This is a genomic window from Pseudomonas sp. B21-035, from assembly GCF_024748945.1.
Lineage (GTDB): Bacteria > Pseudomonadota > Gammaproteobacteria > Pseudomonadales > Pseudomonadaceae > Aquipseudomonas.
On sequence record NZ_CP087179.1, the window covers coordinates 4,377,657 to 4,404,344 of the forward strand.

Consider the following 26,688-nt stretch of genomic DNA (forward strand, 5'->3'; position numbering starts at 1 on the left):
GCAGCATCGCCAATGGATCAGCTCGCGCCTCTAAAGGCCTACGCTACCTGTGGGAGCGGCGGTGCGGCGACCCGACTTGACCCGCGATGAGGCCATCAACAGCGGCCCAATTCCACCTGCTCGCCACTGATGCGCACCGGCCACACCTGCAACGCCTGCTGCGGATCCTCCAGGCAACGCCCATCGCGCAAACAAAAATGCTGCTTGTACAACGGCGCCGCCACCACCAGCTCGCCCTTGAGCTCGCCCACCAATCCACGACCAATCACATTGGCACCGGACTTGGGGTCATGGTTGTCGACGGCGAACACCGGCGTGGCCTGCCCGGGCAGGTAGAACAGCGCCACCTGGCGCCCCTCGAACCACACCACCACCCCCGACTGGGCGACCAGGTCGGCACGGCTGCAAACCCTCTGCCAGGGTTGCGCTTGAACACTTACTGCTGCATTGGACGGGCTCATCAAAGCACCTCCTCGGTGGTCGAGATCAAGTGAAGTTCGCCGGCGCCGATGGGCCGGCGCTGGCCGCGTTCGCGGACAAAGTGCACACCCGGGTCGGGGCGCTGGTCGTTGACGAAGGTGCGAAAGCGCTTGAGCTTTTCAGGGTCTTTCAGGGCGTTGGCCCACTCGCATTCGTAGCGCTCGACCACCAGCTGCATTTGCGCTTCGAGCTCTGCGCCAAGGCCCAGGCTGTCGTCGAGGATCACCTGCTTGAGGTAGTCCAGCCCGCCCTCCAGGCTCTCGCGCCACACCGAGGTGCGCTGCAGCTTGTCAGCGGTGCGGATGTAGAACATCAGCACGCGGTCGATGGTGCGGATCAGGCTGGCGTCGTCCAGGTCGGTGGCGAACAGTTCGGCATGGCGCGGGCGCATGCCGCCGTTGCCGCAGATGTACAGGTTCCAGCCCTTCTCGGTGGCGATCACGCCGATGTCCTTGCTCTGCGCCTCGGCGCATTCACGGGTGCAGCCGGACACCGCGAACTTGAGCTTGTGCGGCGAACGCAGGCCCTTGTAGCGGTCTTCCAGGGTCAGGGCCATCTGCACGCTGTCCTGCACGCCATAACGGCACCAGGTGCTGCCGACGCAGGATTTCACCGTACGCGTCGACTTGCCGTAGGCATGGCCGGTCTCGAAGCCTGCGCCAATCAGCTCGGCCCAGATCTCGGGCAATTCGTGCAGTTGGGCGCCGAACAGGTCGATGCGCTGGCCGCCGGTGATCTTGGTGTAGAGGTCGTACTTTTTCGCCACTTCGCCGATGACGATCAGCTTCTCGGGGGTGATCTCGCCGCCGGGAATCCGCGGCACCACCGAGTAGGTGCCGTTCTTCTGCATATTGGCCATGAAGGTGTCGTTGGTGTCCTGCAGCGGCACCAGCGACGGCTCCATGATCGGCTGGTTCCAGCACGAGGCGAGGATCGAGCCGACCGTGGGTTTGCAGATATCGCAGCCGACGTGCCCGCGTCCATGCTTGGCGAGCATCTCGTCGAAACTGACAATGCCTTCGACCCGCACCAGCGCGTAGAGCTCCTGGCGGGTGTAGGCGAAGTGTTCGCACAAGCTCTTGTCGACGCTGACGCCGCGGGCGATCAATTCATGCTCGAAGACCTGCTTGAGCAGCGCCGCACAACCACCACAACCGGTACAGGCCTTGGTCTGCTGCTTGAGCTGGCCAAGCTCGCCGCAGCCACTGTCGATGGCGGCGCAGATCGCGCCCTTGCTGACGTTATGGCAGGAGCAGATAGTCGCGCTGGCGGGCAAGGCATCAGCGCCCAGTGCCGGCGCGCCGACCGACTGCGGCAGGATCAGCGCGGCCGGATCGGCGGGCAGGGCAATGCTGTTCTGCACGAATTGCAGCAGGGTGTCGTAATAGCTGTTGTCGCCAACCAGCACCGCGCCGATCACCCGTTTGCCACTGGCATCGACCACCAGCCGGCGGTAGGCCGACGCCGCTTCGTCGATAAAGCGATAGCTGCGCGCACCCGGGGTCACGCCGTGGGCATCACCAATGGAGCCGACATCGACACCGAGCAGCTTGAGCTTGGTCGACATGTCGGCCCCGGTAAAACTGCCCGCGTCTTCACCGGCCAGCGTCGCCGCAACTGTACGCGCCATGCTGTAGCCCGGCGCCACCAGGCCGAACACGCTGCCGTTCCACGACGCGCATTCGCCGATGGCGAAGATCCGTGGGTCGCTGCTGCGGCACGCGCTGTCGATCACCACACCGCCGCGTTGGGCGATTTCCAGGCCACTGCTGCGGCCCAGGGCATCCTGCGGGCGGATACCGGCGGAGAACACGACAAGGTCAGTTTCAAGGAACTCGCCGCCCTCGAAGTTCATCCGGTAGCGATAGTCTTCACCGGCAACGATGGCCTGGGTCGCCCGCGACAGGTGCACGCCAACCCCCAGGGCTTCGATCTGCGCCCGCAAGGCCGCGCCGCCCTCGCCATCCAGTTGCACCGGCATCAGGCGCGGGGCGAACTCCACCACATGAGCTTCCAGGCCCAGCGACTTCAAGGCATTGGCCGCTTCCAGGCCGAGCAGGCCGCCACCGACCACCACCCCACGGCGAGCGCTGGCGGCCGCGGTGCGGATCGCATCGAGATCATCAAGGGTGCGATAGACCAGCCGCGCCGCCCCTTGCGAGCCTTCAATGGGCGGCACGAACGGATAGGAGCCGGTGGCCAGCACCAGTTGATCGTAAGGGTAGCGCCCGGCGCAGGTGACCACCTCGCAGCGTTCGCGGTCGATCTCCAGCACCGGCTCGCACAGGTGCAAGTCAATGCCGTGCCGGGTGTACAAGCCTGCCTCGCCCAGGGCCAGGGTTTCGGCATCGCTGCCACTGAAGTATTCCGACAGGTGCACGCGGTCGTAGGCGCGCTGGCGCTCTTCACCGAACACCCGCACCTGGAAACGGCCCAGGGCACCGCGTTCGATCAGTTGCTCGACGCAGTGATGACCGACCATGCCGTTGCCGACGATGATCAGCTGTTGCCGCGCTTCGATGCTGGTAAACCCATTCATACCCGTTCCTCACTCAAGGCCAATCACGCTGGCTTTGCTGCTGGGGGCCAACCCCGAAAAACAAAAAAAGGCGCCTGGAGCCGAAGCTCCAGGCGCCTTTGCCTGGTCGTTTTTTTGTAGTCCCGGTTGCGAATCGCCATTGACCCGCGAGGACGTTGTAAATCTGTAAAAGCAGGGAGCGTGCCAACTGCCAAAGCCTTTGAAACCGGGGCTTGCGCGCGATCCACTGGCGCCGTTATCGACCCAGGCTGGTGCAGCGCTCCCCCTTATGGGGCACTTCAGTACACGTCACGCAGGTAACGCTTGGCGCGATTCAGTTCGCCGACATAAGCCTCGGCCCGTTCCACACTCATGCCACCGTGCTGCTGCACCAGTTGCTTGAGCGCCGTATCAACATCGCGGGCCATGCGCCCGGCATCGCCACAGATATAGAAGTGCGCGCCCTCCTCTAGCCAGCGCCACAGCTCGGCACCCTGCTCAAGCATGCGCTGCTGCACGTAGATCTTCTGCGCCTGGTCGCGGGAGAAGGCGGTGTCCAGGCGGGTCAGGTGACCGTCGCGCTGCCAGGCCAGCAACTCGTCGCGGTAGTAGAAATCGGTGGCCGCCTGCTGCTCGCCGAACAGCAGCCAGTTGCGACCGTGGGCCCCTTCGGCCTGACGTTCCTGCAGGAACGCGCGAAACGGCGCCACACCGGTGCCGGGGCCGACCATGATCACCGGCGCCGTGCTGTCGCCAGGCAGGCGAAAGTGTGTGGTCGGCTGCGCGAATATCTCGACCCGGCCAGGCTCGCTGCGGTCGGCCAGGTAGGTCGAGCACACGCCCTTGCGCTGGCCGTAACGGACAGTGGAAACCGTCAGGTGCACTTGATCCGGATGCAGCTTCTGGCTTGAGCTGATCGAGTACAGCCGCGGCTGCATGGGTTTGAGCAGGTCGAGCCAAGCCTGCAGGCTCAGTTGGGGCTTGCACGCATGTACCAGGTCGATCAGTTGCTTGCCCCACAGCCAGTCCTTGAGCGCAGCCTTGTTGTGCGGCTCAAGCAATGCGCGCAGTTGCGCATCACCCGGGGCGAAAGCCTCAAGCAACTGCGGGGTAATGCGGGCGATCTCCAGGTGCTCAAGCAATGCCTCGGCCAAGGGCATGTCGGCCTGGCCCTTGAGGCTGACGCAGTGCCCGCCATCGAAGCGGGTGGCGGTCAGTAGCTCATCGACCAGCGCCGGACAGTTGCGCGGCCATACACCCAAGGCGTCGCCGGCGTGATAGGTGAACCCGCTGTCGCCCAGATCGAACACCAGTTGCCGGGTTTCCTTGACCGCGCCAGGGCCGTTAAGCAGGCGGTTGCCGACCAGGGTGGTTGGCAACGGTCGGGTCTTGCTGAAACCGCTGGCCGTTGGCGTTGGCGCTTCGAGCAGCAGTTCGCCGTGGCCCAGTTTGCCCAGCAGTGCCTGCAGCCATTGCCCCGTCGATTCATGCAAATCGCCCTCGCAATCGACCCGTTCCAGCAAGCGCTTGGCGCCCAGTTCGGCCAGGCGCTGATCGAGCTTGCGACCAAAGCCGCAGAACTGCTCGTAGCTGGAATCCCCCAGGGCCAGTACCGCATAAGGCACGCCGACGCAGCGTTGGGCATGCTCGCCATGCAGGCCGCGCCAGAACGCCGCGCCGCTGTCCGGCGCATCGCCGTCGCCGAAGGTACTGGCGATCAGCAGCAGGCTGGCGGGGCGGTCCAGTTGCTCCAGAGCCAGGTCTTGCATGCAACTCAACTGCACCGGCAAGCCGACCTGGCGCAGGCGTGCGGCGCACTGCTCGGCCAGGGCCTGACTGTTGCCGGTCTGCGAAGCCCAGAGCAGCAGGTGCTGGTCCTGCACTGCCATGGTTTGACGATCGATCTGGGTGGCGTTGATGCGCTCGCCGGCAACCCGGCTCAGGGCCACCGCGCAGTACTTGAAGGCCGGTTGCAGCGACAGCGGATCGACCGCGTCGCTGGTGACGGCATTGATCGCCAGGTTCTCGCCATAAACGTCGTTCCAGTGAAACGGCGCAAAGCAGTTGCCCGGCAGCACCCGAGCGGTAATCCGTGCCGGCAGCAGCGCCTGCCCGCGTCGGGAGCGGATCTGCACCTGATCCTTGTCAGCGATGCCCAGGCGCTCGGCATCATCCGGGTGAATCTCTACGAACGGCCCGGGGTCGAGCTTGTTCAGCGCCGCCACCTTGCCGGTCTTGGTCAGGGTGTGCCACTGGTGCTGGACCCGACCAGTGTTGAGCACCAGCGGAAATTCGGCGTCCGGCAGCTCGGCGGCGGGCAGCCAGGGCCGGGCGAAAAAGCGTGCCTTGCCGCTGCGAGTGGGGAAGGCAATGGCCGGTACTTCGCCTTGGCCGTCGTGGCGCAGGGCCTGGCTGACGCCGTCGTTGCGATAGCGCAACGGGCTGCGGTCATTGTTGCGCCCAGGCTCACACGGCCACTGCCGCGGCGCCTCACGCAAACCGGCGTAGCTGACGCCGCGCACATCGTAACCGGTGGCCGGGTTCCAGGCCTGGCGCAGCTCGTCGAACACCGCTTCGGCATTGGCGTAACTGAAGGCCTCGGCGTAACCCATGGCGCAAGCGATTCGGGCGATGATCTGCCAGTCGGGCAGGCTCTCGCCCGGCGCCTCGACGGCCTGGTTCATCAAGGTCAGGTTGCGCTCGGAATTGACCATAACCCCCTCGCCTTCGGCCCACAGCGCGGCGGGCAAGAGGATATCGGCGTAACGGTTGGTCTCGGTGTCGAGAAAGGCGTCCTGGGTGATCACCAGCTCAGCCGCCTGCAACCCTTCGATCACCTGCTGGCGATTGGCGACGCTGGCCACCGGGTTGCTGCAGATGATCCAGCAGGCCTTGACCTGCCCGGCGGCGAGGTTTTCGAACAGCGCCACCGTGCCGTCACCGGCTTCGCTGCGCAGGCTGCCAGCGGGGATCTGCCACAGTTGCTCGACAAAGGCGCGATCGCTATCGACCAATGCCGAACGCTGCCCCGGCAAGCCCGGGCCCATATAGCCCATTTCTCGCCCGCCCATGGCGTTGGGCTGGCCGGTCAGCGAGAACGGCCCGCTGCCCGGCCGACAGATAGCACCAGTGGCCAGGTGCAGGTTGCACAGGGCGTTGCTGTGCCAGGTGCCATGGATGCTCTGGTTCAGGCCCATGGTCCAGCAACTCATCCACTCCGGGGCCTGGCCGATCCACTTGGCGGCCTGGCGGATATCGGCCTCGCTCAGCCCGGTGAGGGCGGCAACTCGCTCAGGTGTGTAGTCCTGCAAAAAGGCCGGCATGTCCTCCCAGCCTTCGGTGTAGCGCTGGATGAACTCGGCGTCGCACTGGCCGTTTTCCAGCAGCAGGTAGAGCAGGCCGTTGAGCAGCGCCAGGTCGCTGCCCGGTTTGATCTGCAGGAACAAATCGGCCTTGTCGGCGGTGGCGCTGCGCCGCGGGTCAACGACGATCAACCGGGCCCCGGCCTTGAGCCGGTCGAGCAGGCGCAAAAACAGGATCGGGTGACAATCGGCCATGTTCGCGCCGATCACCAGGAACACCTCGGCGCGGTCGAAATCCTGGTAGCTGCCCGGCGGCCCGTCGGCGCCCAGCGACAGCTTGTAGCCGCTGCTGGCGCTGGCCATGCACAGGCGCGAGTTGGACTCGACATGGCGGCTGCGGACAAAGCCCTTGGCCAGTTTGTTGATCAGGTACTGGGCCTCCAGCGACATCTGCCCGGAGACATAAAAGCCCAGGGCGTCCGGGCCATACTTATCAATGATCGCCCGCAGGCGCCGGGCCGCCTGTTCTATAGCGGTGTCGATGGCGCGCTGCACCGGGTCGCGCTGGCGCTGCTCGCGCACATAGGCATGCGTCATGCGCCCGGACGCACTCAACGGTTGATGGGCGGTGAGGCCCTTGGTGCACAGGCGGCCAAAGTTGCTGGGGTGCTGTTTGTCGCCACTGATCTTGGTCACCCGCCCGCCTTCGACGTTCATGACGATGCCACAACCGACGCCACAATACGGGCACACGCTGCGCACGCTGGTGCTGCTCATCGGCCTACCTCCTGATTGCGCAAACAAAAAGGCGCCCTGCTGCCCCGGCCTGAATGAACAAGCGGGGGCAACACGGCGCCTTTGTCGTGAACGGGGCAATCTGCGTTGATTGCCGGATGCTCAGGCTGTAGCAAGGGTCGCGCCACAATTGGCAGCGCCTTGTGCGGCGCGGTTCAGGCGTTCAGGGCGCCTGCCCGGCCGCACTGCATTGGGCCGGCCTGCACCATCGGATGGCACAGCCAGCGGGCCAGGCCTTATCATGGGCAGACATTCCGAGAGATGAAAAACCTCCTCCCATGAACCAAGTGGTTTTGAAAAACGCCGAACAACTGGCCCTGATGCGCAATGCCGGGCAATTGCTCAGCCAGGTGTTCGCCCACCTCGACAGCTTCATTGCTCCCGGGGTCAGCACCCTGCAGATCAACGACCGGGCCGAGGCCTTTATCGTCGATGTGCTCAAGGCGCGCCCGGCGAGCAAGGGCCAGTACGGTTTTGCCTATTCGCTCAATACCTCGGTCGACCATGTGGTGTGCCACGGCGTGCCGCATGCCGATGAGGTGCTCAAGGCCGGCTCGATCGTCAACGTCGACATTACCCTGGAACAAGGCGGCTACATTGCCGACTCGTCGAAGATGTACTGCCTGGGGCAGATCGATGCAGCCGCCCAGCGACTGGTCGACACCACCTATGCCGCGCTCTGGCAAGGCATTCGCCAGGTGCGTCCGGGCGCGACCCTGGGCGATATCGGCCACGCCATCCAGCGCCATGCCGAGGCAGCGGGCTACAACGTGGTGCGCGAATACTGCGGCCACGGCATCGGCCGGCAGATGCACGAGGCGCCCGAGGTTCTGCATTACGGGCACAAGGGCAGCGGCCTGCAGCTCAAGCCGGGGATGGTGTTTACCATCGAACCGATGATCAACCAGGGCGGGCGCGGGGTGCGCACGCTCAAGGACGGCTGGACGGTGATCACCCGCGACCGCAGCCTGTCCGCGCAATGGGAGCACACCATCGCCGTCACCGCCGAAGGTTTCGAAGTGCTGACCCTGCGCGAAGAAGAGCGCGCCATGCTGGTCCACGCTTAAGTCAGTTTGCCGCGCACCGCGCGGCTCTCTACAATCCGCGCCATTACGGCCGGCACCCGCACATTTTCCTACCGGCCCCGGAGCTTTTTCATGGAAGAAATCGAGCAGCACTGGCTGTACGCCCTTTCCGCCCCCATGGCCGCCCTCAACGGCGCCAGCTACACCGCCGCGACCTACTTCGAGACTTACGACGAAGACGAGACCGACCTCAAGAAGTGGTGGGGCATCCACAATCGCCAGGAGCTGCTGAACATGCTCAGCATGGCCGACACCGGCCATGCCCTGGAGCTCAAGGACGCCTATTGGCAAGCCGCCCGCTGCCTGCCCAGCGAATGGCCGCAGGTGCTCGAAGCGCTGACCCCGCGCCAGCGCATCCAGTACGAATTCGCCCGGCGCACCCTCGGCGACTGCGGCCAGGGTGGTGTGCGCGCCTGGGACCTGGGACGCATGGGCTACCTGCTGCGTGCCGGGTTGCGCAAAGGCTACCTGAGCATTCATGAAAGCCACTATCTGCAAGGCCGCCTGGCCGTGCGCGCCCGCCACTACTACAACGGCTGGGACCGCTACCTGGCCGGCTACCTGTTCGGCAAGGCGCTGTGGAACTGCTCCAGCGCCAGCGACGAAGAACTGGCGCAATGCCTGGAGCGCCAGGGCAGCGAACACTGGAACCGCTGCATCATGATGAACCTGAGCCACGACGCCCTGGGCTTTTTCGCCAGCATCCCCTGGGACCTGCCGCTGAACCTGCCGGAACGCCCTGACACCCTGCAAGGAGGCTGGTCATGAGTTGCTGGATTCACCTGGGCATCGAGCCGACCAACGATCCCGATGTCATCCGCGGCGCCTACCGCGCACTGCTGCCGCAGCACCACCCGGAAACCGACCCGCAGGGTTTCCAGGCCTTGCGCGAGGCTTACGAGCACGCCCTGCGCCTGGCCCGCGACGAGCCGGATGAGGCCGCTGAGGATGCACAGCACGACGATTCGGCGCCGGTGCGCAATGCCCTGATCGAACAGACCATGAGCGACTTTTCCAAGTTGCTCGGCGACCCTGCCCGCCGCTTCGATCCCCCGGCCTGGCAGGCCTTCATCGATGGTTTCAGCGGCCTGACCCTGGGTGACCAGGAGCAGGTCAGCTGGCACTTGCTGTACCGGCTGATGGAAACCGGGCCGTTGTCGCACGCCTGCGTGCAACTGATGGCCCGGCACCTGGGCTGGGAAAACGAAGTGCTGCGCCTGGAAGATCCGCGCCAGGCTGACGAATTCCTCGAGCGCATCAGCGAACCGGACCCGTTCGACACCAGCTTGATGAAGCACTGGTCGATGCCAGTGCAAGTCGAAACCCTGTGGTATGCCCGGAACCTGGATTTCCTCTACCACACCCGGCCGCTGTTCGAGTTCGAAAGCTTCGTCAGCCTGCACACCTGCCAGCCGTTCCCGGATGACCCGGCCTATATCCAGCGCCTGCTGGTCAAGCTGTGCCAGGCCGGCATCGGCAGCAGCAGCTTCTTTGCCCTGATCGCCGAGCAGCAACGCCAGGCGCCGGACGATATCGACCTGCTGTACCTGCTCGCCTGCCAGGCCAGCGACACCGGCCAGGAAGAACTCGCCCGCCAGTGCTGGACCCGCCTGTGGCGCGAGCACCAGCATCCGGAAGCCGCACGCTGGCTGCTCAACCTGTGCGCCAAGCATCAACCGCAGCGCTTGGCGCTGTTGATCCAGGCCCTCGACCGCCTGGAGCCGGTGTATGAATGGCCGCAAGACCTCAACGATCCGGCACAGATCTGGGGCAGCCCGTCGCAGCGCCCGGAAACCCTGACGCGCTGGTTCGACGCCGCCCGTGACGAGCAGGAAGGTATCGCCGGCGAGTTCATCAAGTGGCGCCTGGACGGCAAGGACGAACTGCCGCTGCTGGCCTGGCTGCTCGACGACCAACTGGATCGCCAGCTGCAGCGCCTGTACCGCCACGCGTGGGCCCTGCACCGCGGTGACAGTGGCCTGCTGCGACAGATCATGGCCGAGCCGCTGGGCGACGATCCGCTCGACCAGCTGATTATCGAAGGCTTCAAGTACCAGGCCGAACAGCAGTTGCGCTGGCTCGAGCAGTCACCGCTGGCCCTGGCCCTGACCGCCTTTATCAACAGCCCGGCGGCGCAACCGCAACTGCCCGAGGTGCTGCAGGAAGGCCCATGCCAGACAGTCGCCCGCGACTGGCTGCGGCGCATGCGCAGCTACCCGGCCGCGACCCTACCGAAGCTGACCGCGCTGATCAAGCCGGCCAACCTGATGCCGACGCCTTTTGCCCTGCAGCTGCTGTCCGACCTCGCCGAAGCCGGCATCGAACTGCCACGCCCGCCTGCCGACGACGGCCTGTGGACCTGGCACCGGCAGAACCTGTTCATGCTTGCCCTGGTCGAACAGCCCGAGCGTTGGCTGGCGATGGTGCCGGCGCAGTTGCTGGCCAGCCTGCCCTACCCGGCGGAGCATCCGTTCGCCCGCCTGCAGCAACTGTTGCTGCGCCTGCAAAGCCAGCAAGGCAATGTCGATGGCCTGCTCGGCTGGCTGGATGACAACGATCCGCTGCAGTGCTTTATCGGCCAGCGCCTGTCGACGGTGCAACAAGCCCTGGACAGCGCCAAGCTGCCCAGCAACCTGAAACTCTACGCCTGCCTTGAGAACGACCCGCGCGCCTTTGATGAAGACGTGCTGGGCATGATGGTGCTATGCGCCGTCCTCTATCACGACCCGACCCTGAACGCCGAACAGCATGGCAGCCTGCTGCGACGCATCTCTACCTTGACCTGCCCGGATGACTGGTTCGAGCCGTTTCGCAACGGCCTGATCAAGGGCGAGCCGGTGCGCCCGCCACGCAAGGTGCTGGAAGAAGACGAACTGATCAACAGCACGCTGTTCTACAGCATGCTCGACAGCCTCAAGGACCTGGCCCGCTACGGCCGCGCCGGGGTACCGCGGGCCAAAGTGCTCAAAGAGCTGCAGCGCGGCAAGGATTACCCGGGCATGGACGCCGGCATTCGCGCAGCGATCACCGCCTTGCTGTCGTGGTCCGAACGCCTGCTGCTGGAAAACTCCGGCAGCCAGCCGGTACCGGCCTCGCACCTGTGGAAACTGGGCAGCCGCCTGGGCCGCAAGGGTTATGGTGTGCAGGTGGCCGTGAGTGTCCTTCTCGGGCCGATCCTGACCTTGATGGCCGGCAGCGCGATCGAGCAGATATTCTTCGGCCTGCTGTTCGTCGGTGTGCTTGGCAGCGCCACGCTGCGCCGCCTGCACGACATTGGCCGGGGCATCCCGATGATGATCATCTTCGTGATGCTGATCCCGTTCCTGCAGTTCTTGCCGCTGGTGCTGTTGCTGCTACCGGGCGAACCGCTGCCCAACCGCTACGGCGTGCCGCCCGGCAATCAGCCGCAGGACACCTTGGAGGGTGGCCTGCAGGCCGCCTTGCGGCGGCTCAACGGTCAGTAACGCATGTCGTCCAGCGCCTCGATCAGGCGCTGGCGGGCCCCGGCGATCTCGCTCGACTCCTGACCGGCCAGGATCGCGCTGAACTCTTTGAGCCAGTCGCCGATCGCATCGCGCTCAGGCCCCAGGCTCTGCGCCCAGGCCCGCTCCAGGCGGGCCAGCAAGGTGCGGTTGGGCAAGGCGTCGCGCGGGTGGATCTTCAGCCCGGCCAGGCGCTCATGGCTGGCCTGGCGCGCCTCGTCGTCAAGCCCGGTGGGGCTGCGATCGATCACGTGGCTGAATTGCTCGCGCGTCTGCGGCAAGGTCACATCGACTTCCAGCAGGCCGTTGATGTCATAGCTGAAGCGCACGTCCAGGCGCTGGATCTTGCCGTTGGGGGTCAGCGGGATCGTGAAGGCGTCGACAAAGATGTTGTCTTCGACCCACGGCCGTTCACCTTGGTAGACACGGATGCTGATGGCTTTTTGCTCAACATGGGTGCTGTAGAACGGCTTGATCCGTGAGGTCGGGATCACCGTATTGCGGTCGATGATCGGCGCAAAGATCTCGGTCTGGTAGTCGCCATCCATTGCCGCAATTCCCAGGGTGTAGGGGCAGACATCGGTGAGGATCAGCTCTTCGATCGCCGAATCGCGCGCCTTGCATGCCGCCTGGGTGGCAGCACCGAGGGCAACGATGGTGTCCGGGTCGAGGTGGCGGTAAGGCAGGCGGCCAAACAGGGTCGAGACCATCTGCTGGACCACCGGCATGCGCGTGGCGCCGCCGACCAGCACCAGGCTGTCGAGGTCACTGGCACGCAGCCGCGCATCGCGCAGGGCCTGCTCGATCGGCGCGCGAATCCGCGCCAGCAACGGCGCCCAGATCTTCTGCGCGCGGGCTTCATCCAGCAGCCACTGGCGGCTGACGCCATCACCGTTCCAGCTCAGGTGCTGCTCGCCTTCGCCCAGCTTGCACTTGAGCTGCTCGATGGCGTCGGCAAGGCTGGCCAGGGCCTGGGGCGCGAGCATCGTCGGCTTGAGCTGCCAGTCTTGCAGGCAGGCCTGAAGCAAAGCGCCGGTAAAGTCTTCGCCACCGAGGAAGTTGTCGCCGGTCGAGGCATGCACCTCGATCAACGGCAGCGCGTATTCCAGCACCGTGACGTCGAAGGTGCCGCCACCGAGGTCGAAAATCAGCGTGCGTTCGAACTTCTGCTCGTGCAGGCCGTAGGCCATGGCCGCGGCGGTCGGTTCGTTGATCAGGCGCTGGACTTTCAGCCCGGCAAGCTCGGCGGCAAAGCTGGTGCGCTTGCGCTGCTCGTCGCTGAAATAGGCCGGTACGGAAATCACCGCTTCGCTGATCGGGCAGCCGAGGAAGGCTTCGGCATCAGCCTTGAGCGCACCGAGCACCAGCGCCGAGAGCTCTTCCGGGCTGAAGGCCTGCTCACCGAGGCTGATCTTTTTTTCGCTGCCCATGAAACGCTTGAAGGCAGCAGCCGTGCGTTGCGGGTGGGTGGTCAGGCGTGAACGCGCGGCCTTGCCAACCAGGATGCTGCCGTCTTCGTCGAGGCTGACCACTGAAGGCGTGAGCACGTCGCCCAGGGCGTTGGGGATCAGTTGTGCCCGGCCGTCCTGCCAGACCGCCACCAGGCTGTTGGTGGTACCCAGGTCGATACCCAGCATTGGCGCCGGGGAGGTGCTTGCATCCTGCATGTGTGATCTCTTGCTCAGAAGTGGGGCTGGCACGGAGAAAAACAGTAGCGTCCCAGCGTACTGGTGGATTCTGGACGAATTCCAGAAACAAAAAAAGCGACCCTAAGGTCGCTTTCTTTGTGGCTTCAGGGTGTTCAGTGGGCCCTGAAGCTAAATATGGCGCAGCGGACGGGACTCGAACCCGCGACCCCCGGCGTGACAGGCCGGTATTCTAACCGACTGAACTACCGCTGCGCGATACACTGAGAAGTGGTGGGTGATGACGGGATCGAACCGCCGACCCTCTGCTTGTAAGGCAGATGCTCTCCCAGCTGAGCTAATCACCCTTCGTCTCGGTGTGGCGCGCATTCTACGGAGCACCGAACACTCTGGCAAGCACTTTTTTAAAAAAATTTTTCAGGCGTTCCAAAGACTTAGCGGTGCTTGGCCTGAAGCGCCCGCTCGGAGTTTAATGCCCTCCTTATGTGTTGAGGAGAGATTCACCCCATGTGGTTCAAAAACCTGCTGACCTACCGCCTGACCCAGGACATCCCGTTCGACCCCGAGGCACTGGAAACCGCTCTGGCCAGCAAGCCGGCTCGCCCCTGCGCCAGCCAGGAGTTGACCACGTACGGCTTCGTCGCCCCGTTCGGCAAAGGTGAAGACGCGCCCCTGGTGCATGTCAGCGGTGACTTCCTGCTGATCGCCGCGCGTAAAGAAGAACGCATTTTGCCCGGCAGCGTCGTGCGCGATGCGGTTAAAGAGAAGATCGACGAGATCGAAGCCGAGCAGATGCGCAAGGTCTATAAGAAGGAGCGTGACCAGATCAAGGACGAGATCATCCAGGCCTTCCTGCCGCGTGCCTTTATCCGCCGCTCGATGATCTTCGCCGCCATCGCCCCCAAGCAAGGCCTGATCCTGGTCAACTCGGCCAGCGCCAAGCGTGCCGAAGACCTGCTGTCGACCCTGCGTGAAGTGATCGGCTCGCTGCCGGTGCGCCCGGTGACCGTCAAGATCGCCCCGAGCGCGACCATGACCGACTGGGTCAAAACCCAGCAAGCGGCGCCGGACTTCTATGTACTGGACGAGTGCGAGCTGCGCGACACCCATGAAGACGGCGGCATCGTCCGCTGCAAGCGCCAGGACTTGACCAGCGACGAGATCCAGCTGCACCTGGGTACCGGCAAGGTGGTCACGCAACTGTCGCTGGCCTGGCAGGACAAACTGTCGTTCGTGCTCGACGACAAGATGGTCATCAAGCGCCTGCGCTTTGAAGAACTGCTGCAGGACCAGGCCGAAGAAGACGGCGGCGACGAGGCCCTGGGCCAGCTCGATGCCAGCTTCACCCTGATGATGCTGACCTTTGGCGAGTTCCTGCCGGCGCTGTTCGAGGCATTGGGCGGGGAAGAGATCCCACAGGGGATCTGACTTTAAGCTGCACGCTTCAAGCTTCAAGCTGCAAGAGAGAGCAACAGCCACCCGCGCTGCCTTTGCTTGCAGCTTGTCGCTTGCAGCTGATAGCTTATGCCCCCTGTGAGGACGGCCTCACGACGCACCGCGTGACCATTCCGGGGACGGCCCCATCACTTGATGGAGACTCTGCATGTCCTGGATCATCCTGTTTTTCGCCGGCCTGTTCGAAGTCGGCTGGGCTGTCGGCCTGAAATACACCGACGGCTTTTCCCGCCCGCTACCCACCGTACTCACCGTCGGCGCCATGGTCATCAGCCTCGGCCTGCTGGGCCTGGCCATGAAGGAATTGCCGCTGGGCACCGCCTATGCCATCTGGACCGGGGTCGGCGCCGTCGGCACGGTGATCGCCGGGATCATCCTGTTCGGCGAATCCATGGCCCTGGTGCGCCTGGTCAGCGTGGCGCTGATCATCTGTGGCCTGGTCGGGCTCAAGGTCAGCGCCAGCTGACCCCGCCCTGCCCTGTCAGCGTGAGTCGCCGCGCAAGGCGCTGACCCGCTCACGCAACAACGCCGGCTCTGCCGCTTCCACCGGGACGGCAGAACCGGCCACCAGGGTCACCCGCGACCACAAGCGGCGAAAGAAACCCTTGGCCGGATCGCGGCTGAAGAAACTCCCCCACAAGCCCTGCAATGCCATCGGGATCACCGGCACCGGCGTCTGCTCGATGATCCGCCGCAGGCCGCCCTTGAACTCGTCGATTTCACCGTCACTGGTCAGCTTGCCTTCAGGGAAGATACACACCAGCTCGCCATCGGCCAGGTACGCGGCAATCTGCTTGAAGGCCCGCTCGTAGGTCTCGGCATCTTCATTGCGCCCGGCAATCGGGATCGCCCCGGCGGTGCGGAAAATGAAGTTGAGTACCGGCAAGCGGTAGATCTTGTAGTACATGACGAAGCGGATCGGCCGGCGCACCGCGCCACCGATCAGCAACGCATCGACGAACGACACATGGTTGCACACCAGCAGCGCTGCACCCTGGTCCGGAATCTGCTGCAGGTCGCGGTGCTCGACGCGGTACATGGAATGGCTGAGCAGCCAGATCATGAAGCGCATGGTGAATTCGGGCACGATGCGGAAGATGTAGAAGTTCACCGCAATATTGAGCAGCGACACCACCAGGAACAACTGCGGGATGCTCAGCTTGAGGACACTCAGCAGCACCACGCTGAAGACCGCCGAGACCACCATGAACAGCGCGTTGAGGATGTTGTTGGCGGCAATCACCCGCGAGCGTTGATCCTCGGGGGTGCGCGACTGGATCAGCGCATACAGCGGCACGATATAGAAGCCACCGAACACACCCAGGCCGAGAATCGACCCCAGCACCCACCAGGCCTGGCCAATGCCCAGCACCGCCAGCCAGTCATACGGCGCGGCCGCCGGCTGGATCTCGCCGGAGTGCCACCACCAGAGCAGGCCGAACAGGCTCAGGCCAAAGGAGCCGAACGGCACCAGGCCGATTTCCACCTTGTGCCCGCTCATGCGCTCGCACAGCAGCGAGCCGACAGCGATGCCCACCGAGAACAGGGTCAGGATCAGGGTCACCACGGTCTCGTCGCCATGCAGCCATTGCTGGGCGTAACCGGGAATTTGCGTCAGGTACACCGCACCGACGAACCAGAACCACGAGTTGCCGACGATCGAGCGCGACACCGCTGGCGTCTGCTTGAGGCCCATGCGCAAGGTGGCGATCGTCTGGCTGGCGATGTTCCAGTTGATTTTCAGCGCCGGCGTGGACGCAGCGGCGCGCGGGATGGCGCGGCTGGACAGGTAGCCGAGCACCGCCACCAGCAGCACTGCCGACGACGCCCAGACGCCGTAATGGGCGCTGGACATCAGCACCCCGGCACAAATGGTGCCGGCCAGGATCGCCAGGAAGGTGCCCATTTCCACCAGGCCATTGCCGCCGACCAGCTCTTCTTCGCGCAAGGCCTGAGGCATGATCGAGTACTTCACCGGGCCAAACAGCGCCGAGTGGGTGCCCATGCCGAACAACGCCAGGAGCATCAGCCCCGGAATCTGCTTCATGATGCCGATGGCGCCGACCGCCATGATGGCGATCTCGGCCAGCTTGATCACGCGGATCAAAGCGTCCTTGGCGTACTTCTCGCCAAACTGCCCGGCCAGCGCCGAGAACAGGAAGAACGGCAGGATGAACATCAAGGCACAGGCATTGACCCAGATGGCAGTGTCCTGGCCATGGGAGCTGGCGATTTTGTAGAGAAACAGCAGGATGACCGACTGCTTGAACAGGTTGTCATTGAACGCACCCAGCGACTGGGTGACGAAGAACGGCAAGAAGCGCCGTTTGCCAAGCAGGCTGAATTGTGAAGATTGACTCATCGTCCGTGTACCTGAGTGGGGCTTTGTTATTGGATACGCGCAGGCCGCACAAAGCCACAAACACTCAGGTAAATGCAATCTACTTGTTCAGCCCAGCAATGCACGGCGATACAAACAGCTCACCGCGCCAGGCGCCACGCAGGGTCAGGGCCGTGACCAGCAACCACATTGCCGCCAGCGCCAGCACCAGCAGCATGCCCATGTGCAGGAAGAAACCGAGGCCCAGCCAGGCCGCCAGCTTCAGGGTGGCCAGGGTGTACACCCCGAGCGGGAAGGTAAAGCCCCACCAGCCGAGGTTGAACGGCATGCCATGGCGGATGTAGCGCAGGGTGATCAGCACGGCGGTCAGCAACCACCAGAGCCCGGCGCCCCACAGCACGATACCGGCGATCAGGCCCAGGCCACGGGCGATTTCACCCAGGCTGCCGAGGCCGTTGGCAGCGAAAATCGCCGGGGCATCGGCGCCCAGCAGCAGCATGCCCAGCGCACCGGTACCGATCGGCCCCAAGGCCAGCCAGCTCGATGCGGCCATGTTGGCATGCGGCAATTTGTGCAGGGCCATGCGCAGCATGAGGATGGTGAGGATGCTGAACGCCACCGGCAACGACACCGCCCACAGCACGTAGCTGGTGATCAGCACCTGGAACTGCGCATGGGCATCCACCAGGTGCGGCGCCAGCAGGCCGCCGCTGGCAGCGGCGACTTCCGCGGCCACCACCGGCAGCAACCACACCGCGGTCATCTGGTCGATGCTGTGTTCCTGGCGGGTGAACATCAGGTAGGGAATGGCCACCCCGCACAGCAGCGCCAGGCCGACGTCGAACCACCACAGCGCTTCGACCCACGGCAGGATCCCTTCGCCCCAGCGATTGATGCCGAACACCAGGCAGCCGTTGAGGATGGTCGCCAGGCCCATGGGGATGGTGCCGAAGAACATCGATACGGTGGAATGGGCGAAAATCCGCCGCGCTTCATCGAAGAACATGACCCAACGCGCGGTGTACAGCAGGGTAAACAGCACGAACAGGCCGATGGTCAACAACCACAGCGATTCGGCCAGGCCACGCAGGCCGGGTACATCGACCTGTGCCAGGGCCAGGGCGAGCACGCCGGTGCCCATGGTCGCGGCGAACCAGTTGGGGGTGAACTGACGGATCACTTCACGCGGGTGCGCCAGCTGGCTCAGCGGGCGTAACGGCGAGGTGCGGGTTTGGCTGCAAGACATGATGGATTCTCCTGTCCTCCGGTGAGGTTGTATCCATCTTAGGCCGGGAAAATATATCTATATAACGGGTATTTTCTCTATCTGTTATCGGTTTTACAGATATACAGATTTCACTGCCCGCGGCGTATGCTCGGCAGCGATAACAACAAGGACGTGGTCACTCAATGCTCACCGCTATCAAAGGTTACTCGGCGCAGGTACGCCTGCTGCTGGCAACTACCTTCATCCTCACCCTCGCCCGTGCAATCACCCTGCCCTACCTGGTGGTCTACCTGGCGCAGAACTTCGCCCTGGATATCAGCGGCATCGGCCTGATGATCGGCGGCGCGCTGATTGTCGCCTCGTTGCTGAGCCTGTATGGCGGCTACCTGATCGACACCCTGCGCAGCTACACGGTGATCATCGCCGCGACCCTGACCTTTACTTTGGCCTTTGTCGGTGCGGTGGTCAGCCGCGAACTGAGCCTGTTCTTCACCTGCCTGGTGCTGATCAACCTGGCCCTGGCGGTGGTGGACATCGCCGCCAAAGCCGGCTTCTGTGCACTGCTGCCGCTGGAAGAACGCAGCGAGGTGTTCTCGATCAAGTACACCCTGAGCAACGTCGCCTACGCGGTCGGGCCCTTTGTCGGCGTGGCGCTGGTGCTGCTGGACGATCACTTGCCGTTCCTGCTCTCGGCGCTGCTGGGCCTGGCCATGTGCCTGAGCTACCAGCGCTGGGGCGAGCGCGCGGCGCGGGCGCGGGTCGAAGGCGGCGAACAGGCCGGTTTCTTTAGCGTTGGCGGACAACTGGTCAAAGATCGCCGGCTGATCTGCTTCACCCTCGGTGGCGCCTTGAGCGCGGTGGTGTTCGGCCAGTTCACCGCCTACCTGTCGCAGTACCTGGTGGTAACCAGCAGCGCCAGCGAGGCGGCGCGCTACATCAGCTACCTGGTAGCCACCAACGCGGTCACGGTAATTGCCCTGCAGTACGTGATTGGCCGGCGCATCAGCAGCCGCCAGTTGATGCCCTGGCTGATGGCCGGCATGGCGCTGTTTCTGGTTGGCCTGCTGGGTTTCTCGCTGGCGCAAACGCTGCTGGCCTGGTGCCTGGCGATGCTGGTGTTCACCCTTGGCGAGATCATCGTCATCCCCGCCGAGTACATGTTCATCGACAGCATCGCCCCGGAACATCTGCGCGGCGTGTATTACGGCGCGCAAAACCTGTCCAACCTCGGCGCGGCGCTGGGCCCGGTGATCTGCGGCTTTGCCCTCGCGCACCTGGTGCCGGTGGCGACCTTTTACCTGCTGATTCTTTCGGTGTTGCTGGCGGCGCTGTTCTATTACCTGGGGGCCCGGCGAGCGCCGAATTAAAGCATCGCGGGGTCTACGATGAACCAGTGGGAGCGGCGGTGCGGCGACCCGACTTGCCCCGCGATGAGGCCAGTACAGTCAGCCGCGGGACAAAGCCCGCAGCGGCAAACTCAGAACCGCCGCAACGGCGCACAAAATGATCACCGCCAAGGCATACACCTCGCCGGTCGGCACCAGGCCGAAGCTGCGCACCATCCACCCGGCCAGCATGGCCGGCACGCAGAACGCCAGGTAGCTCAGCACATAGAACGTCGCCATCAGCCCGGCGCGTTCGTGGGCCTCGGCCAGCGGCATGATGCTACGCAACGCTCCAAGGAAGCTGGCGCCAAAGCCGATGCCGGTGACTACAGTGGCGAGGAAAAACAGCCCCAGCTCACCGCGATGCAACGCCAGCAGGATCAACAGCATCCCGACCGGCAACACCCCTGTGCCCAGACGCAGGATCTGCCCGGCCGGACGCAGCCGCAGGTGGTAGATCGCCACGGCGCCGGTCACCGTCAACGCCGCCACCAGGCCGCCGCCCACCAAATTCGAGGTTGCCCCGGTGGCCTCGCGCGCCAGTGATGGCGCCAGCGACAGGAAGAACCCACCCAGCGCCCAACCGGCGACGTTCACCGGCAGCATACGCAGCACTGCAGCCCGCGCCTGGGGCGGTACATGCAGGGCCGGACGCAAGGATGCCAGGGCGCCGGGCTGGCGGCTGACGCTCTCGGGCAGATGCCACACCAGCAACGCCAGCGTGACGAACAAGCCGAGCAACAGCCAGTAGGCCAAACGCAGCGGCCACGGCGCAAATTCCACCAGCAGGCTGGTACCCAGGGCGCCGCTGGCCATGCCGAGCAAGGGCGTCAGGCTGTTGACCAACGGCCCCTGCTCGCGATCGATATCCAGCAACGCAGCGCCCAGCACGCTGGTAGCCATGCCGGTGGCGAAGCCTTGCAGAATGCGCGCAGCAATCAACCAGCCGACACTGTCGGCCTGCAGGAACAACAGCATGGAGACGCTTTCCAGCACCAATGCAGTGAAGATCAGTGGCCGCCGCCCCAGGTAGTCCGACAGCGAACCGACTGTCAGCAGCGCCGCCAGCAAGCTGACGGCATACACCGCAAAAATCAGCGTCAGGGTTACCGCCGAGAACTGCCAGGCTTGCTGGTACAGGTGATACAAAGGCGTCGGGGTGCTCGAGGCGGCGAGAAAGCCGAGCAAGGCAAGTGCCAGGAACATCAGACGAAAACGCCGTGAGGCCGGGGCTTTGAACAACATGAACATGATCAGCACTCCGCTAAAGCAATTATTTAGCTTTTGCGCAGTCTGCTCGCCTTCATTCCTTAACGCAAACCCTTTGTGTTAAGGTCGACCGATGGCGATTAAAGAAGGTATCCGCACGGGTGGGCGCAGCGCCCGTGTGCAGGCATCGGTACATGCGGCGGTACGCGAACTGCTCAAGGAGCAGGACCGCGCGAGCCTGACCGTGCCGCAAATTGCCGCTCGCGCCGGCGTCACCCCGTCAACTATCTATAGGCGCTGGGGCGAATTGGCCGCCCTGCTCGCCGATGTCGCCGTCGAACGCGTGCTGCCTGACGTGGCGCCGCTGGACACCGGCGAGCTGCGTACCGACCTGCGCGCCTGGACCGAACAGTACCTCGACGAAATCACCTCCGAACCAGGCCGCAACCTGATGCGCGACGTGCTCAGCAGCGCCTGCCCGGGTTACTGCACCAACATCCTGCGCGGGCAACTGCAGGTCATCCTCGACCGCGCCCAGGCGCGCGGCGAGGCCCTGCCAGACATCGAACGCCTGCTGGATCTGCTGGTCGCACCGACCGTCTACCGCACCTTGTTCGCCGAAGCCCCGCCGACCCTGGAACAGCTCTACAGCCTGCTTGACCTGGCCTTGCCCGGCTAAGGCCCTGCGACGCTCTGCCACTGCGACCATCGTCGGCGCTGACGAAGCCTTTGCGGCGTGCCAGACTGATTGATCGAGGTTCGCTGTCAGGCTGAATCACCCTTTTGTTTCGGAGTTGTCATGTCGCTGTCCAGTGGGCTGATCGCCGTGGTCGCCCTGGCCTATATGGCCATCATGTTCGCCATCGCCTTTTACGGCGACCGCCGCAGCACACCGCTGCCGCCGCGCCTGCGTGCCTGGGTGTACAGCCTGTCGCTGGCGGTGTACTGCACCAGCTGGACCTTCTTCGGCGCCGTCGGCCAGGCCGCCGAACAACTCTGGGCGTTCCTGCCGATCTACCTGGGCCCTGTGCTACTGCTGCTGTTCGCGCCCTGGGTGCTGCAGAAGATGGTGCTGATCAGCAAACAGGAAAACATCACCTCGATCGCCGACTTCATCGCCGCCCGCTACGGTAAATCCCAGAGCCTGGCGGTGGTGGTGGCGCTTATCTGCCTGATCGGCGTGCTGCCGTACATCGCCTTGCAGCTCAAGGGCATCGTGCTTGGCGTCAACCTGCTGATCGGCGCAGGCGCCGATGCTACTGGCAGCCGTGTGCAGGACACCGCGCTGGTGGTGTCGCTGGTGCTGGCACTGTTTTCGATTGTCTTCGGTACCCGTAGCCTGGACGTCACCGAACACCACCGCGGCATGGTCCTGGCGATTGCCTTCGAATCGCTGGTCAAGCTGCTGGCGTTCCTCGCCGTCGGCGCCTTCGTCACCTTCGGCCTGTTCAACGGTTTCGAAGACCTGTTCAGCAAGGCGCAACTGGCGCCACGCCTGGAAGGCTTCTGGAACGAAACCATCAACTGGCCGTCGATGATCGTGCAGACCGGCGTGGCGATGATGGCGATCATCTGCCTGCCGCGCCAGTTCCACGTCACCGTGGTGGAGAACATCGAACCCCAGGACCTGCGCCTGGCGCGCTGGGTGTTCCCGATGTACCTGATCCTCGCCGCGCTGTTCGTGGTACCAATCGCTCTGGCCGGGCAGATGCTGCTGCCCGACTCGGTGCTGCCCGACTCCTTCGTGATCAGCCTGCCGCTTGCCGAGGCGCATCCGGCGCTGGCCCTGCTGGCCTTTATCGGCGGCGCGTCGGCGGCCACCGGCATGGTCATCGTCGAGGCCGTGGCGCTGTCGACCATGGTTTCCAACGACATGCTGCTGCCCTGGCTGCTGCGGCGCAACAACGCCGAGCGACCGTTCGAAGCCTTCCGCCACTGGATGCTCTCGGTACGCCGGGTGACCATCGTCGTCATCCTTTTGCTGGCCTATGTCAGCTACCGCCTGCTCGGCTCTACCGCAAGCCTTGCGACCATCGGCCAGGTGGCGTTTGCCGCCGTGACCCAGCTGACCCCGGCCATGCTTGGCGCCCTGTACTGGAAGCAGGCCAACCGCCGCGGGGTGTTCGCGGGCCTGGCCGCCGGGGTGTTCCTGTGGTTCTACACCCTGGTGCTGCCGATTGCCGCCCATAGCCTGGGCTGGTCGCTGGAGCTGTTCCCGGGCCTGGCCTGGCTGCATGGCAACCCGCTGAACCTGCCGATCACGCCGCTGACCCAAGGCGTGGTGCTGTCGCTGGCGGGTAACTTCACCCTGTTCGCCTGGGTGTCGATCCTCTCGCGCACACGGGTGTCCGAGCACTGGCAGGCCGGGCGTTTCATCGGCCAGCAGACCAGCGCCCGCCCCAGCAGCCGGTCGCTGCTGGCGGTGCAGATCGACGACCTGCTGCACCTGGCTGCGCGCTTTGTGGGTGAAGAGCGCGCGCGGCAGAGTTTCATCCGTTTTGCCTATCGCCAGGGCAAGGGTTTCAACCCCAACCAGAATGCCGACGGCGAATGGATCGAACACACCGAGCGCCTGCTCGCCGGCGTGCTCGGCACCTCCTCGACCCGCGCAGTGGTCAAGGCCGCGATCGAAGGCCGCGACATGCAGCTTGAGGACGTGGTGCGCATCGCTGACGAAGCCTCGGAAGTGCTGCAGTTCAACCGCGCCCTGCTGCAAGGGGCAATCGAGAACATCAGCCAGGGCATCAGCGTGGTCGACCAGTCGCTGCGCCTGGTGGCCTGGAACCGCCGCTACCTGGAGCTGTTCAACTACCCCGACGGGCTGATCAGCGTCGGCCGGCCGATTGCCGACATTATCCGCTACAACGCCGAGCGCGGCCTGTGCGGCCCGGGCGAGGCCCAGGTGCACGTGGCCAGGCGCCTGCACTGGATGCGCCAGGGCCGTGCGCATACCTCCGAGCGCTTGTTCCCCAACGGCCGGGTGATCGAACTGATCGGCAACCCGATGCCCGGCGGCGGCTTTGTCATGAGCTTTACCGACATCACCCCGTTCCGCGAAGCCGAACAGGCGCTCAAGGGCGCCAACGAAAGCCTTGAGCAACGGGTCGCCGAACGCACCCACGAGCTGTCGCAACTGAACCAGGCACTGAGCGAAGCCAAGAGCCACGCCGAGGCCGCCAACCAGTCCAAGACCCGCTTCCTCGCAGCGGTCAGCCACGACCTGATGCAGCCGCTGAACGCCGCGCGGCTGTTCTCGGCGGCGCTGTCGCATCAGGGCGATGGCTTGTCGGCCGATGCCCAGCAACTGGTCCAGCACATGGACAGCTCGCTGCGTTCGGCCGAAGAGCTGATCAGCGACCTGCTGGACATCTCGCGCCTGGAAAACGGCAAGATCACCCCGGACGTCAAACCCTTCGCCCTCAACGAACTGTTCGACACCCTCGGCGCTGAATTCAAGGTTCTGGCCCAGCAGCAAGGCCTGGATTTCCGCCTGCGCGGCAGCCGCCTGCGGGTGCAGAGCGACATGAAACTGCTGCGCCGGATTCTGCAGAACTTCCTCACCAACGCCTTCCGCTATGGCAAAAGCCCGATTCTGCTCGGCGTGCGCCGCCAGCAGGGGCGCTTGTGGCTGGAGGTCTGGGACCGTGGCAGCGGCATCGCCGACGACAAGCTGCAGGTGATCTTCGAGGAATTCAAACGCCTGGACAGCCACCAGACCCGCGCGGAAAAAGGCCTGGGCCTGGGCCTGGCGATCGCCGATGGCCTGTGCAAGGTGCTTGGCCATCCGCTTGAGGTGCAGTCGTGGCCGGGCAAGGGCAGCGTGTTCCGCGTCAGCGTGCCGCTGGCCACGGCGCCGGCGGCCCCGGTGGCCAGCCCTGCCGAACAGGCCGGGCAGCCATTGGCAGGCCTGCAGGTGCTGTGCGTCGACAACGAAGACAGCATCCTTATCGGCATGAACAGCCTGCTCAGCCGCTGGGGCTGCCAGGTATCCATCGCGCGCAATCGCGCCGAGTGTGAAGCCTTGCTGGCAAGCGGCCTGCGCCCGCACCTGGCGCTGGTGGACTACCACCTTGACGACGGCGAGGTCGGCACCGAGCTGATGGCCTGGTTACGCACACGCCTGGGCGAGCCGGTCCCCGGCGTGGTGATCAGCGCTGACGGGCGCAGCGAGATGGTCGCCCAGGTGCATGCCGCAGGGCTCGACTACCTGGCCAAGCCGGTCAAGCCGGCGGCCTTGCGCGCCCTGCTCAATCGGCATCTGAGCCTGGTCCAGTAAGGGCGCTGGCAGCCAGCGGGTCGCCTTCGCTCATGGCGCGCTCGAGCAGGTCGGCCGGCAGGCTCTTGCTGGCCCGGGCACCGAGCAGCTTGAGCTGTTCGCTGCGGCTGATCAGGTTGCCGCGCCCTTCGCAGAGCTTGTTGCGCGCCGCGCTATAGGCTTTGTCGACCTGCTGCAGGCGGCTGCCAAGCTCGTCCAGGTCCTGGATGAACAGCACGAACTTGTCGTACAGCCAACCGGCACGCTCGGCGATCTCCCGGGCGTTCTGGCTCTGGCGCTCCTGCTTCCAGAGGCTGTCGATAACCCGCAAGGTGGCCAGCAAGGTGGTCGGGCTGACGATCACGATCTGGCGGTCGAAGGCTTCCTGGAACAGGTTCGGCTCTGCCTGCAAGGCGGCCGAAAACGCCGCCTCGATAGGCACGAAGAGCAGGACGAAATCCAGGCTGTGCAGGCCTTCGAGGCGGTTGTAGTCCTTGCCGGACAAGCCTTTGACATGGTTGCGCAGCGACAGCACGTGCTGCTTGAGCGCGGCCTGGGCAATCTCGCTGTCGTCGGCGCCAACGTACTGCTGGTAGGCGGTGAGGCTGACCTTGGAGTCGACCACCACCTGTTTGTCGCCCGGCAGCATGATCAGCACGTCGGGCTGAAAGCGCTCGCCGTCGGCGCTCTTGAGGCTGACCTGGGTCTGGTACTCGCGGCCCTTCTCAAGCCCGGCGTGCTCCAGCACCCGCTCCAGAATCAGCTCGCCCCAGTTGCCCTGGGTCTTCTGGCCCTTGAGCGCCTGGGTCAGGTTGGTGGCCTCATCGCTCAGGCGCAGGTTGAGCTGCTGCAGGCGTTCAAGCTCCTTGGCCAGCGAGAAGCGCTCGCGGGCCTCTTGCTGATAGCTGTCTTCGACGCGCTTTTCAAAGGCCTGGATGCGCTCCTTGAGCGGGTCGAGCAACTGCCCCAGGTGCTGCTGGCTGGTCTGGGCGAAGCGCTGTTCGCGCTCATCGAAAATCTTCGTGGCCATTTCGGCGAACTGCGCCCGCAGCTCGTCACGCGAGCCTTGCAGGTCGTCGAGGCGTTGCTGATGGCTTTCCTGCTGTTCGCGCAGCTCGGCGCTCAGGGCTGCGCTCTGGGCGTCCAGGCGACGCAATTCGGCTTCGCGGCTGGCGCGTTCGAGCTGCCAGGCATGGGCGGCATCGCGCGCTTCGTCGCGATCGATCTGCAGCAATTCAAGCTCACGGGCCTGAGCGGCCAGCGTCGCCTGCTTGGCGGCATTGGCCTGGCTCAGGTCGCTGATTTCGTCGCGGCTGGCATCGAGCTGGGCGAGCAAGCCTTCCTGAGCCAGCTGCACACTGCTCAGGCGCTCCTCAAGCAAGGCCGCGTCGGCCTGGCGCGCACTCAGGCGCCGTTGCACCTGCAGCACCAGCGCCAGCGACGGCACGGCCGCCACCACAATACCCAGCACAATGCTGGTCAGATCCACTGCCATAGCCACCCCGAT

At 64.6% G+C, this 26,688-nt stretch carries 16 protein-coding genes and 2 tRNA genes; 8 read left to right on the forward strand and 10 right to left on the reverse strand.

The features are described from left to right. Positions 1-95: 95 nt before the first annotated feature. From nirD to LOY22_RS19965, 3 genes are all read right to left on the reverse strand, one after another. On the reverse strand, positions 96-461 hold the full coding sequence (nirD, locus tag LOY22_RS19955) for a nitrite reductase small subunit NirD (RefSeq protein WP_093380354.1): 366 nt from the start codon (positions 459-461) through the stop codon (positions 96-98). Next, positions 461-3,019, reverse strand: coding sequence for a nitrite reductase large subunit NirB (nirB, locus tag LOY22_RS19960; protein ID WP_258594562.1), 2,559 nt, complete (start codon positions 3,017-3,019; stop codon positions 461-463). Before nirB ends, nirD begins: the two co-directional genes overlap by 1 nt. A 278-nt stretch (positions 3,020-3,297) precedes the next feature. Then, positions 3,298-7,077: a bifunctional nitrate reductase/sulfite reductase flavoprotein subunit alpha gene (locus tag LOY22_RS19965; RefSeq protein WP_258594564.1), complete on the reverse strand. Its 3,780-nt coding sequence runs from the start codon at positions 7,075-7,077 to the stop codon at positions 3,298-3,300. A 296-nt stretch (positions 7,078-7,373) separates the two neighbouring features. Here LOY22_RS19965 and map point away from each other — a divergent pair, with 296 nt between their 5' ends. The 3 genes from map to LOY22_RS19980 all read left to right on the forward strand — a co-directional run bounded on the left by map (position 7,374) and on the right by LOY22_RS19980 (position 11,644). Beyond that, positions 7,374-8,162 (forward strand): type I methionyl aminopeptidase, encoded by a 789-nt coding sequence (map, locus tag LOY22_RS19970; protein WP_045195491.1) that lies wholly within the window; start codon positions 7,374-7,376, stop codon positions 8,160-8,162. Positions 8,163-8,252: 90 nt separating this feature from the next. Next, the gene (locus LOY22_RS19975; RefSeq protein WP_093380348.1) at positions 8,253-8,948 is read left to right on the forward strand and encodes a DUF1266 domain-containing protein; all 696 of its coding nucleotides are present in this window, start codon (positions 8,253-8,255) and stop codon (positions 8,946-8,948) included. Then, entirely contained in the window at positions 8,945-11,644 is a 2,700-nt protein-coding gene (locus tag LOY22_RS19980; RefSeq protein ID WP_093380346.1) for a DUF805 domain-containing protein, read from the forward strand. The genes LOY22_RS19975 and LOY22_RS19980 overlap by 4 nt, the downstream gene beginning before the upstream one ends. Here LOY22_RS19980 and LOY22_RS19985 read toward each other — a convergent pair. The 3 genes from LOY22_RS19985 to LOY22_RS19995 form a co-directional block, all read right to left on the reverse strand. Then, complete coding sequence (locus tag LOY22_RS19985) at positions 11,638-13,329, reverse strand: molecular chaperone HscC (protein ID WP_045195497.1); 1,692 nt, start codon at positions 13,327-13,329, stop codon at positions 11,638-11,640. The genes LOY22_RS19980 and LOY22_RS19985 overlap by 7 nt on opposite strands. A gap of 157 nt (positions 13,330-13,486) precedes the next feature. After that, positions 13,487-13,563, reverse strand: a tRNA-Asp gene (locus LOY22_RS19990). Positions 13,564-13,579: 16 nt separating this feature from the next. Beyond that, positions 13,580-13,655 (reverse strand) — tRNA-Val (locus LOY22_RS19995). 160 nt (positions 13,656-13,815) lie between these two features. Here LOY22_RS19995 and rdgC point away from each other — a divergent pair. Together rdgC and sugE are read left to right on the forward strand one after the other, a co-directional pair. Then, a complete protein-coding gene (gene rdgC, locus LOY22_RS20000; RefSeq protein ID WP_045195499.1) occupies positions 13,816-14,736 on the forward strand; it encodes a recombination-associated protein RdgC in 921 nt (306 codons plus the stop codon). A gap of 175 nt (positions 14,737-14,911) precedes the next feature. Next, entirely contained in the window at positions 14,912-15,229 is a 318-nt protein-coding gene (gene sugE / locus LOY22_RS20005) for a quaternary ammonium compound efflux SMR transporter SugE (RefSeq protein WP_038993957.1), read from the forward strand. 15 nt (positions 15,230-15,244) lie between these two features. On the opposite strand, the gene LOY22_RS20010 is transcribed toward sugE, so the two are convergent. Both LOY22_RS20010 and LOY22_RS20015 read right to left on the reverse strand, forming a co-directional pair. Next, complete coding sequence (locus tag LOY22_RS20010; protein WP_258594569.1) at positions 15,245-17,125, reverse strand: MFS transporter; 1,881 nt, start codon at positions 17,123-17,125, stop codon at positions 15,245-15,247. A 79-nt stretch (positions 17,126-17,204) separates the two neighbouring features. After that, on the reverse strand, positions 17,205-18,350 hold the full coding sequence (locus tag LOY22_RS20015; protein ID WP_093380339.1) for a TDT family transporter: 1,146 nt from the start codon (positions 18,348-18,350) through the stop codon (positions 17,205-17,207). 164 nt (positions 18,351-18,514) lie between these two features. On the opposite strand from LOY22_RS20015, the gene LOY22_RS20020 reads away from it, so the two are divergent. Then, a complete protein-coding gene (locus tag LOY22_RS20020; RefSeq protein WP_093380337.1) occupies positions 18,515-19,699 on the forward strand; it encodes an MFS transporter in 1,185 nt (394 codons plus the stop codon). Between the two features lie 78 nt (positions 19,700-19,777). Here the strand turns inward: LOY22_RS20020 and LOY22_RS20025 are convergent, their stop codons facing one another. Beyond that, the gene (locus LOY22_RS20025; RefSeq protein WP_213603483.1) at positions 19,778-20,968 is read right to left on the reverse strand and encodes an MFS transporter; all 1,191 of its coding nucleotides are present in this window, start codon (positions 20,966-20,968) and stop codon (positions 19,778-19,780) included. 91 nt (positions 20,969-21,059) lie between these two features. Here LOY22_RS20025 and LOY22_RS20030 point away from each other — a divergent pair, with 91 nt between their 5' ends. Both LOY22_RS20030 and LOY22_RS20035 read left to right on the forward strand, forming a co-directional pair. Continuing rightward, positions 21,060-21,605, forward strand: coding sequence for a TetR/AcrR family transcriptional regulator (locus LOY22_RS20030; protein WP_093380335.1), 546 nt, complete (start codon positions 21,060-21,062; stop codon positions 21,603-21,605). A 120-nt stretch (positions 21,606-21,725) separates the two neighbouring features. After that, on the forward strand, positions 21,726-25,202 hold the full coding sequence (locus LOY22_RS20035; protein ID WP_093380333.1) for a PAS domain-containing hybrid sensor histidine kinase/response regulator: 3,477 nt from the start codon (positions 21,726-21,728) through the stop codon (positions 25,200-25,202). On the opposite strand, the gene rmuC is transcribed toward LOY22_RS20035, so the two are convergent. Further along, positions 25,174-26,562 carry a DNA recombination protein RmuC gene (rmuC, locus tag LOY22_RS20040; protein ID WP_176794326.1) on the reverse strand — a complete coding sequence of 463 codons (1,389 nt, stop codon included), beginning with the start codon at positions 26,560-26,562 and terminating at the stop codon, positions 25,174-25,176. The genes LOY22_RS20035 and rmuC overlap by 29 nt on opposite strands. Positions 26,563-26,688: the final 126 nt, after the last annotated feature.

Bases quoted from the DNA above. Each gene is read 5' to 3' on its own strand.
- nirD (WP_093380354.1), bottom strand. From the start codon at position 461: ATGAGCCCGTCCAATGCAGCAGTAAGTGTTCAAGCGCAACCCTGGCAG.
- nirB (WP_258594562.1), bottom strand. From the start codon at position 3,019: ATGAATGGGTTTACCAGCATCGAAGCGCGGCAACAGCTGATCATCGTC.
- LOY22_RS19965 (WP_258594564.1), bottom strand. From the start codon at position 7,077: ATGAGCAGCACCAGCGTGCGCAGCGTGTGCCCGTATTGTGGCGTCGGT.
- map (WP_045195491.1), top strand. From the start codon at position 7,374: ATGAACCAAGTGGTTTTGAAAAACGCCGAACAACTGGCCCTGATGCGC.
- LOY22_RS19975 (WP_093380348.1), top strand. From the start codon at position 8,253: ATGGAAGAAATCGAGCAGCACTGGCTGTACGCCCTTTCCGCCCCCATG.
- LOY22_RS19980 (WP_093380346.1), top strand. From the start codon at position 8,945: ATGAGTTGCTGGATTCACCTGGGCATCGAGCCGACCAACGATCCCGAT.
- LOY22_RS19985 (WP_045195497.1), bottom strand. From the start codon at position 13,329: ATGCAGGATGCAAGCACCTCCCCGGCGCCAATGCTGGGTATCGACCTG.
- rdgC (WP_045195499.1), top strand. From the start codon at position 13,816: ATGTGGTTCAAAAACCTGCTGACCTACCGCCTGACCCAGGACATCCCG.
- sugE (WP_038993957.1), top strand. From the start codon at position 14,912: ATGTCCTGGATCATCCTGTTTTTCGCCGGCCTGTTCGAAGTCGGCTGG.
- LOY22_RS20010 (WP_258594569.1), bottom strand. From the start codon at position 17,125: ATGAGTCAATCTTCACAATTCAGCCTGCTTGGCAAACGGCGCTTCTTG.
- LOY22_RS20015 (WP_093380339.1), bottom strand. From the start codon at position 18,350: ATGTCTTGCAGCCAAACCCGCACCTCGCCGTTACGCCCGCTGAGCCAG.
- LOY22_RS20020 (WP_093380337.1), top strand. From the start codon at position 18,515: ATGCTCACCGCTATCAAAGGTTACTCGGCGCAGGTACGCCTGCTGCTG.
- LOY22_RS20025 (WP_213603483.1), bottom strand. From the start codon at position 20,968: ATGTTCATGTTGTTCAAAGCCCCGGCCTCACGGCGTTTTCGTCTGATG.
- LOY22_RS20030 (WP_093380335.1), top strand. From the start codon at position 21,060: ATGGCGATTAAAGAAGGTATCCGCACGGGTGGGCGCAGCGCCCGTGTG.
- LOY22_RS20035 (WP_093380333.1), top strand. From the start codon at position 21,726: ATGTCGCTGTCCAGTGGGCTGATCGCCGTGGTCGCCCTGGCCTATATG.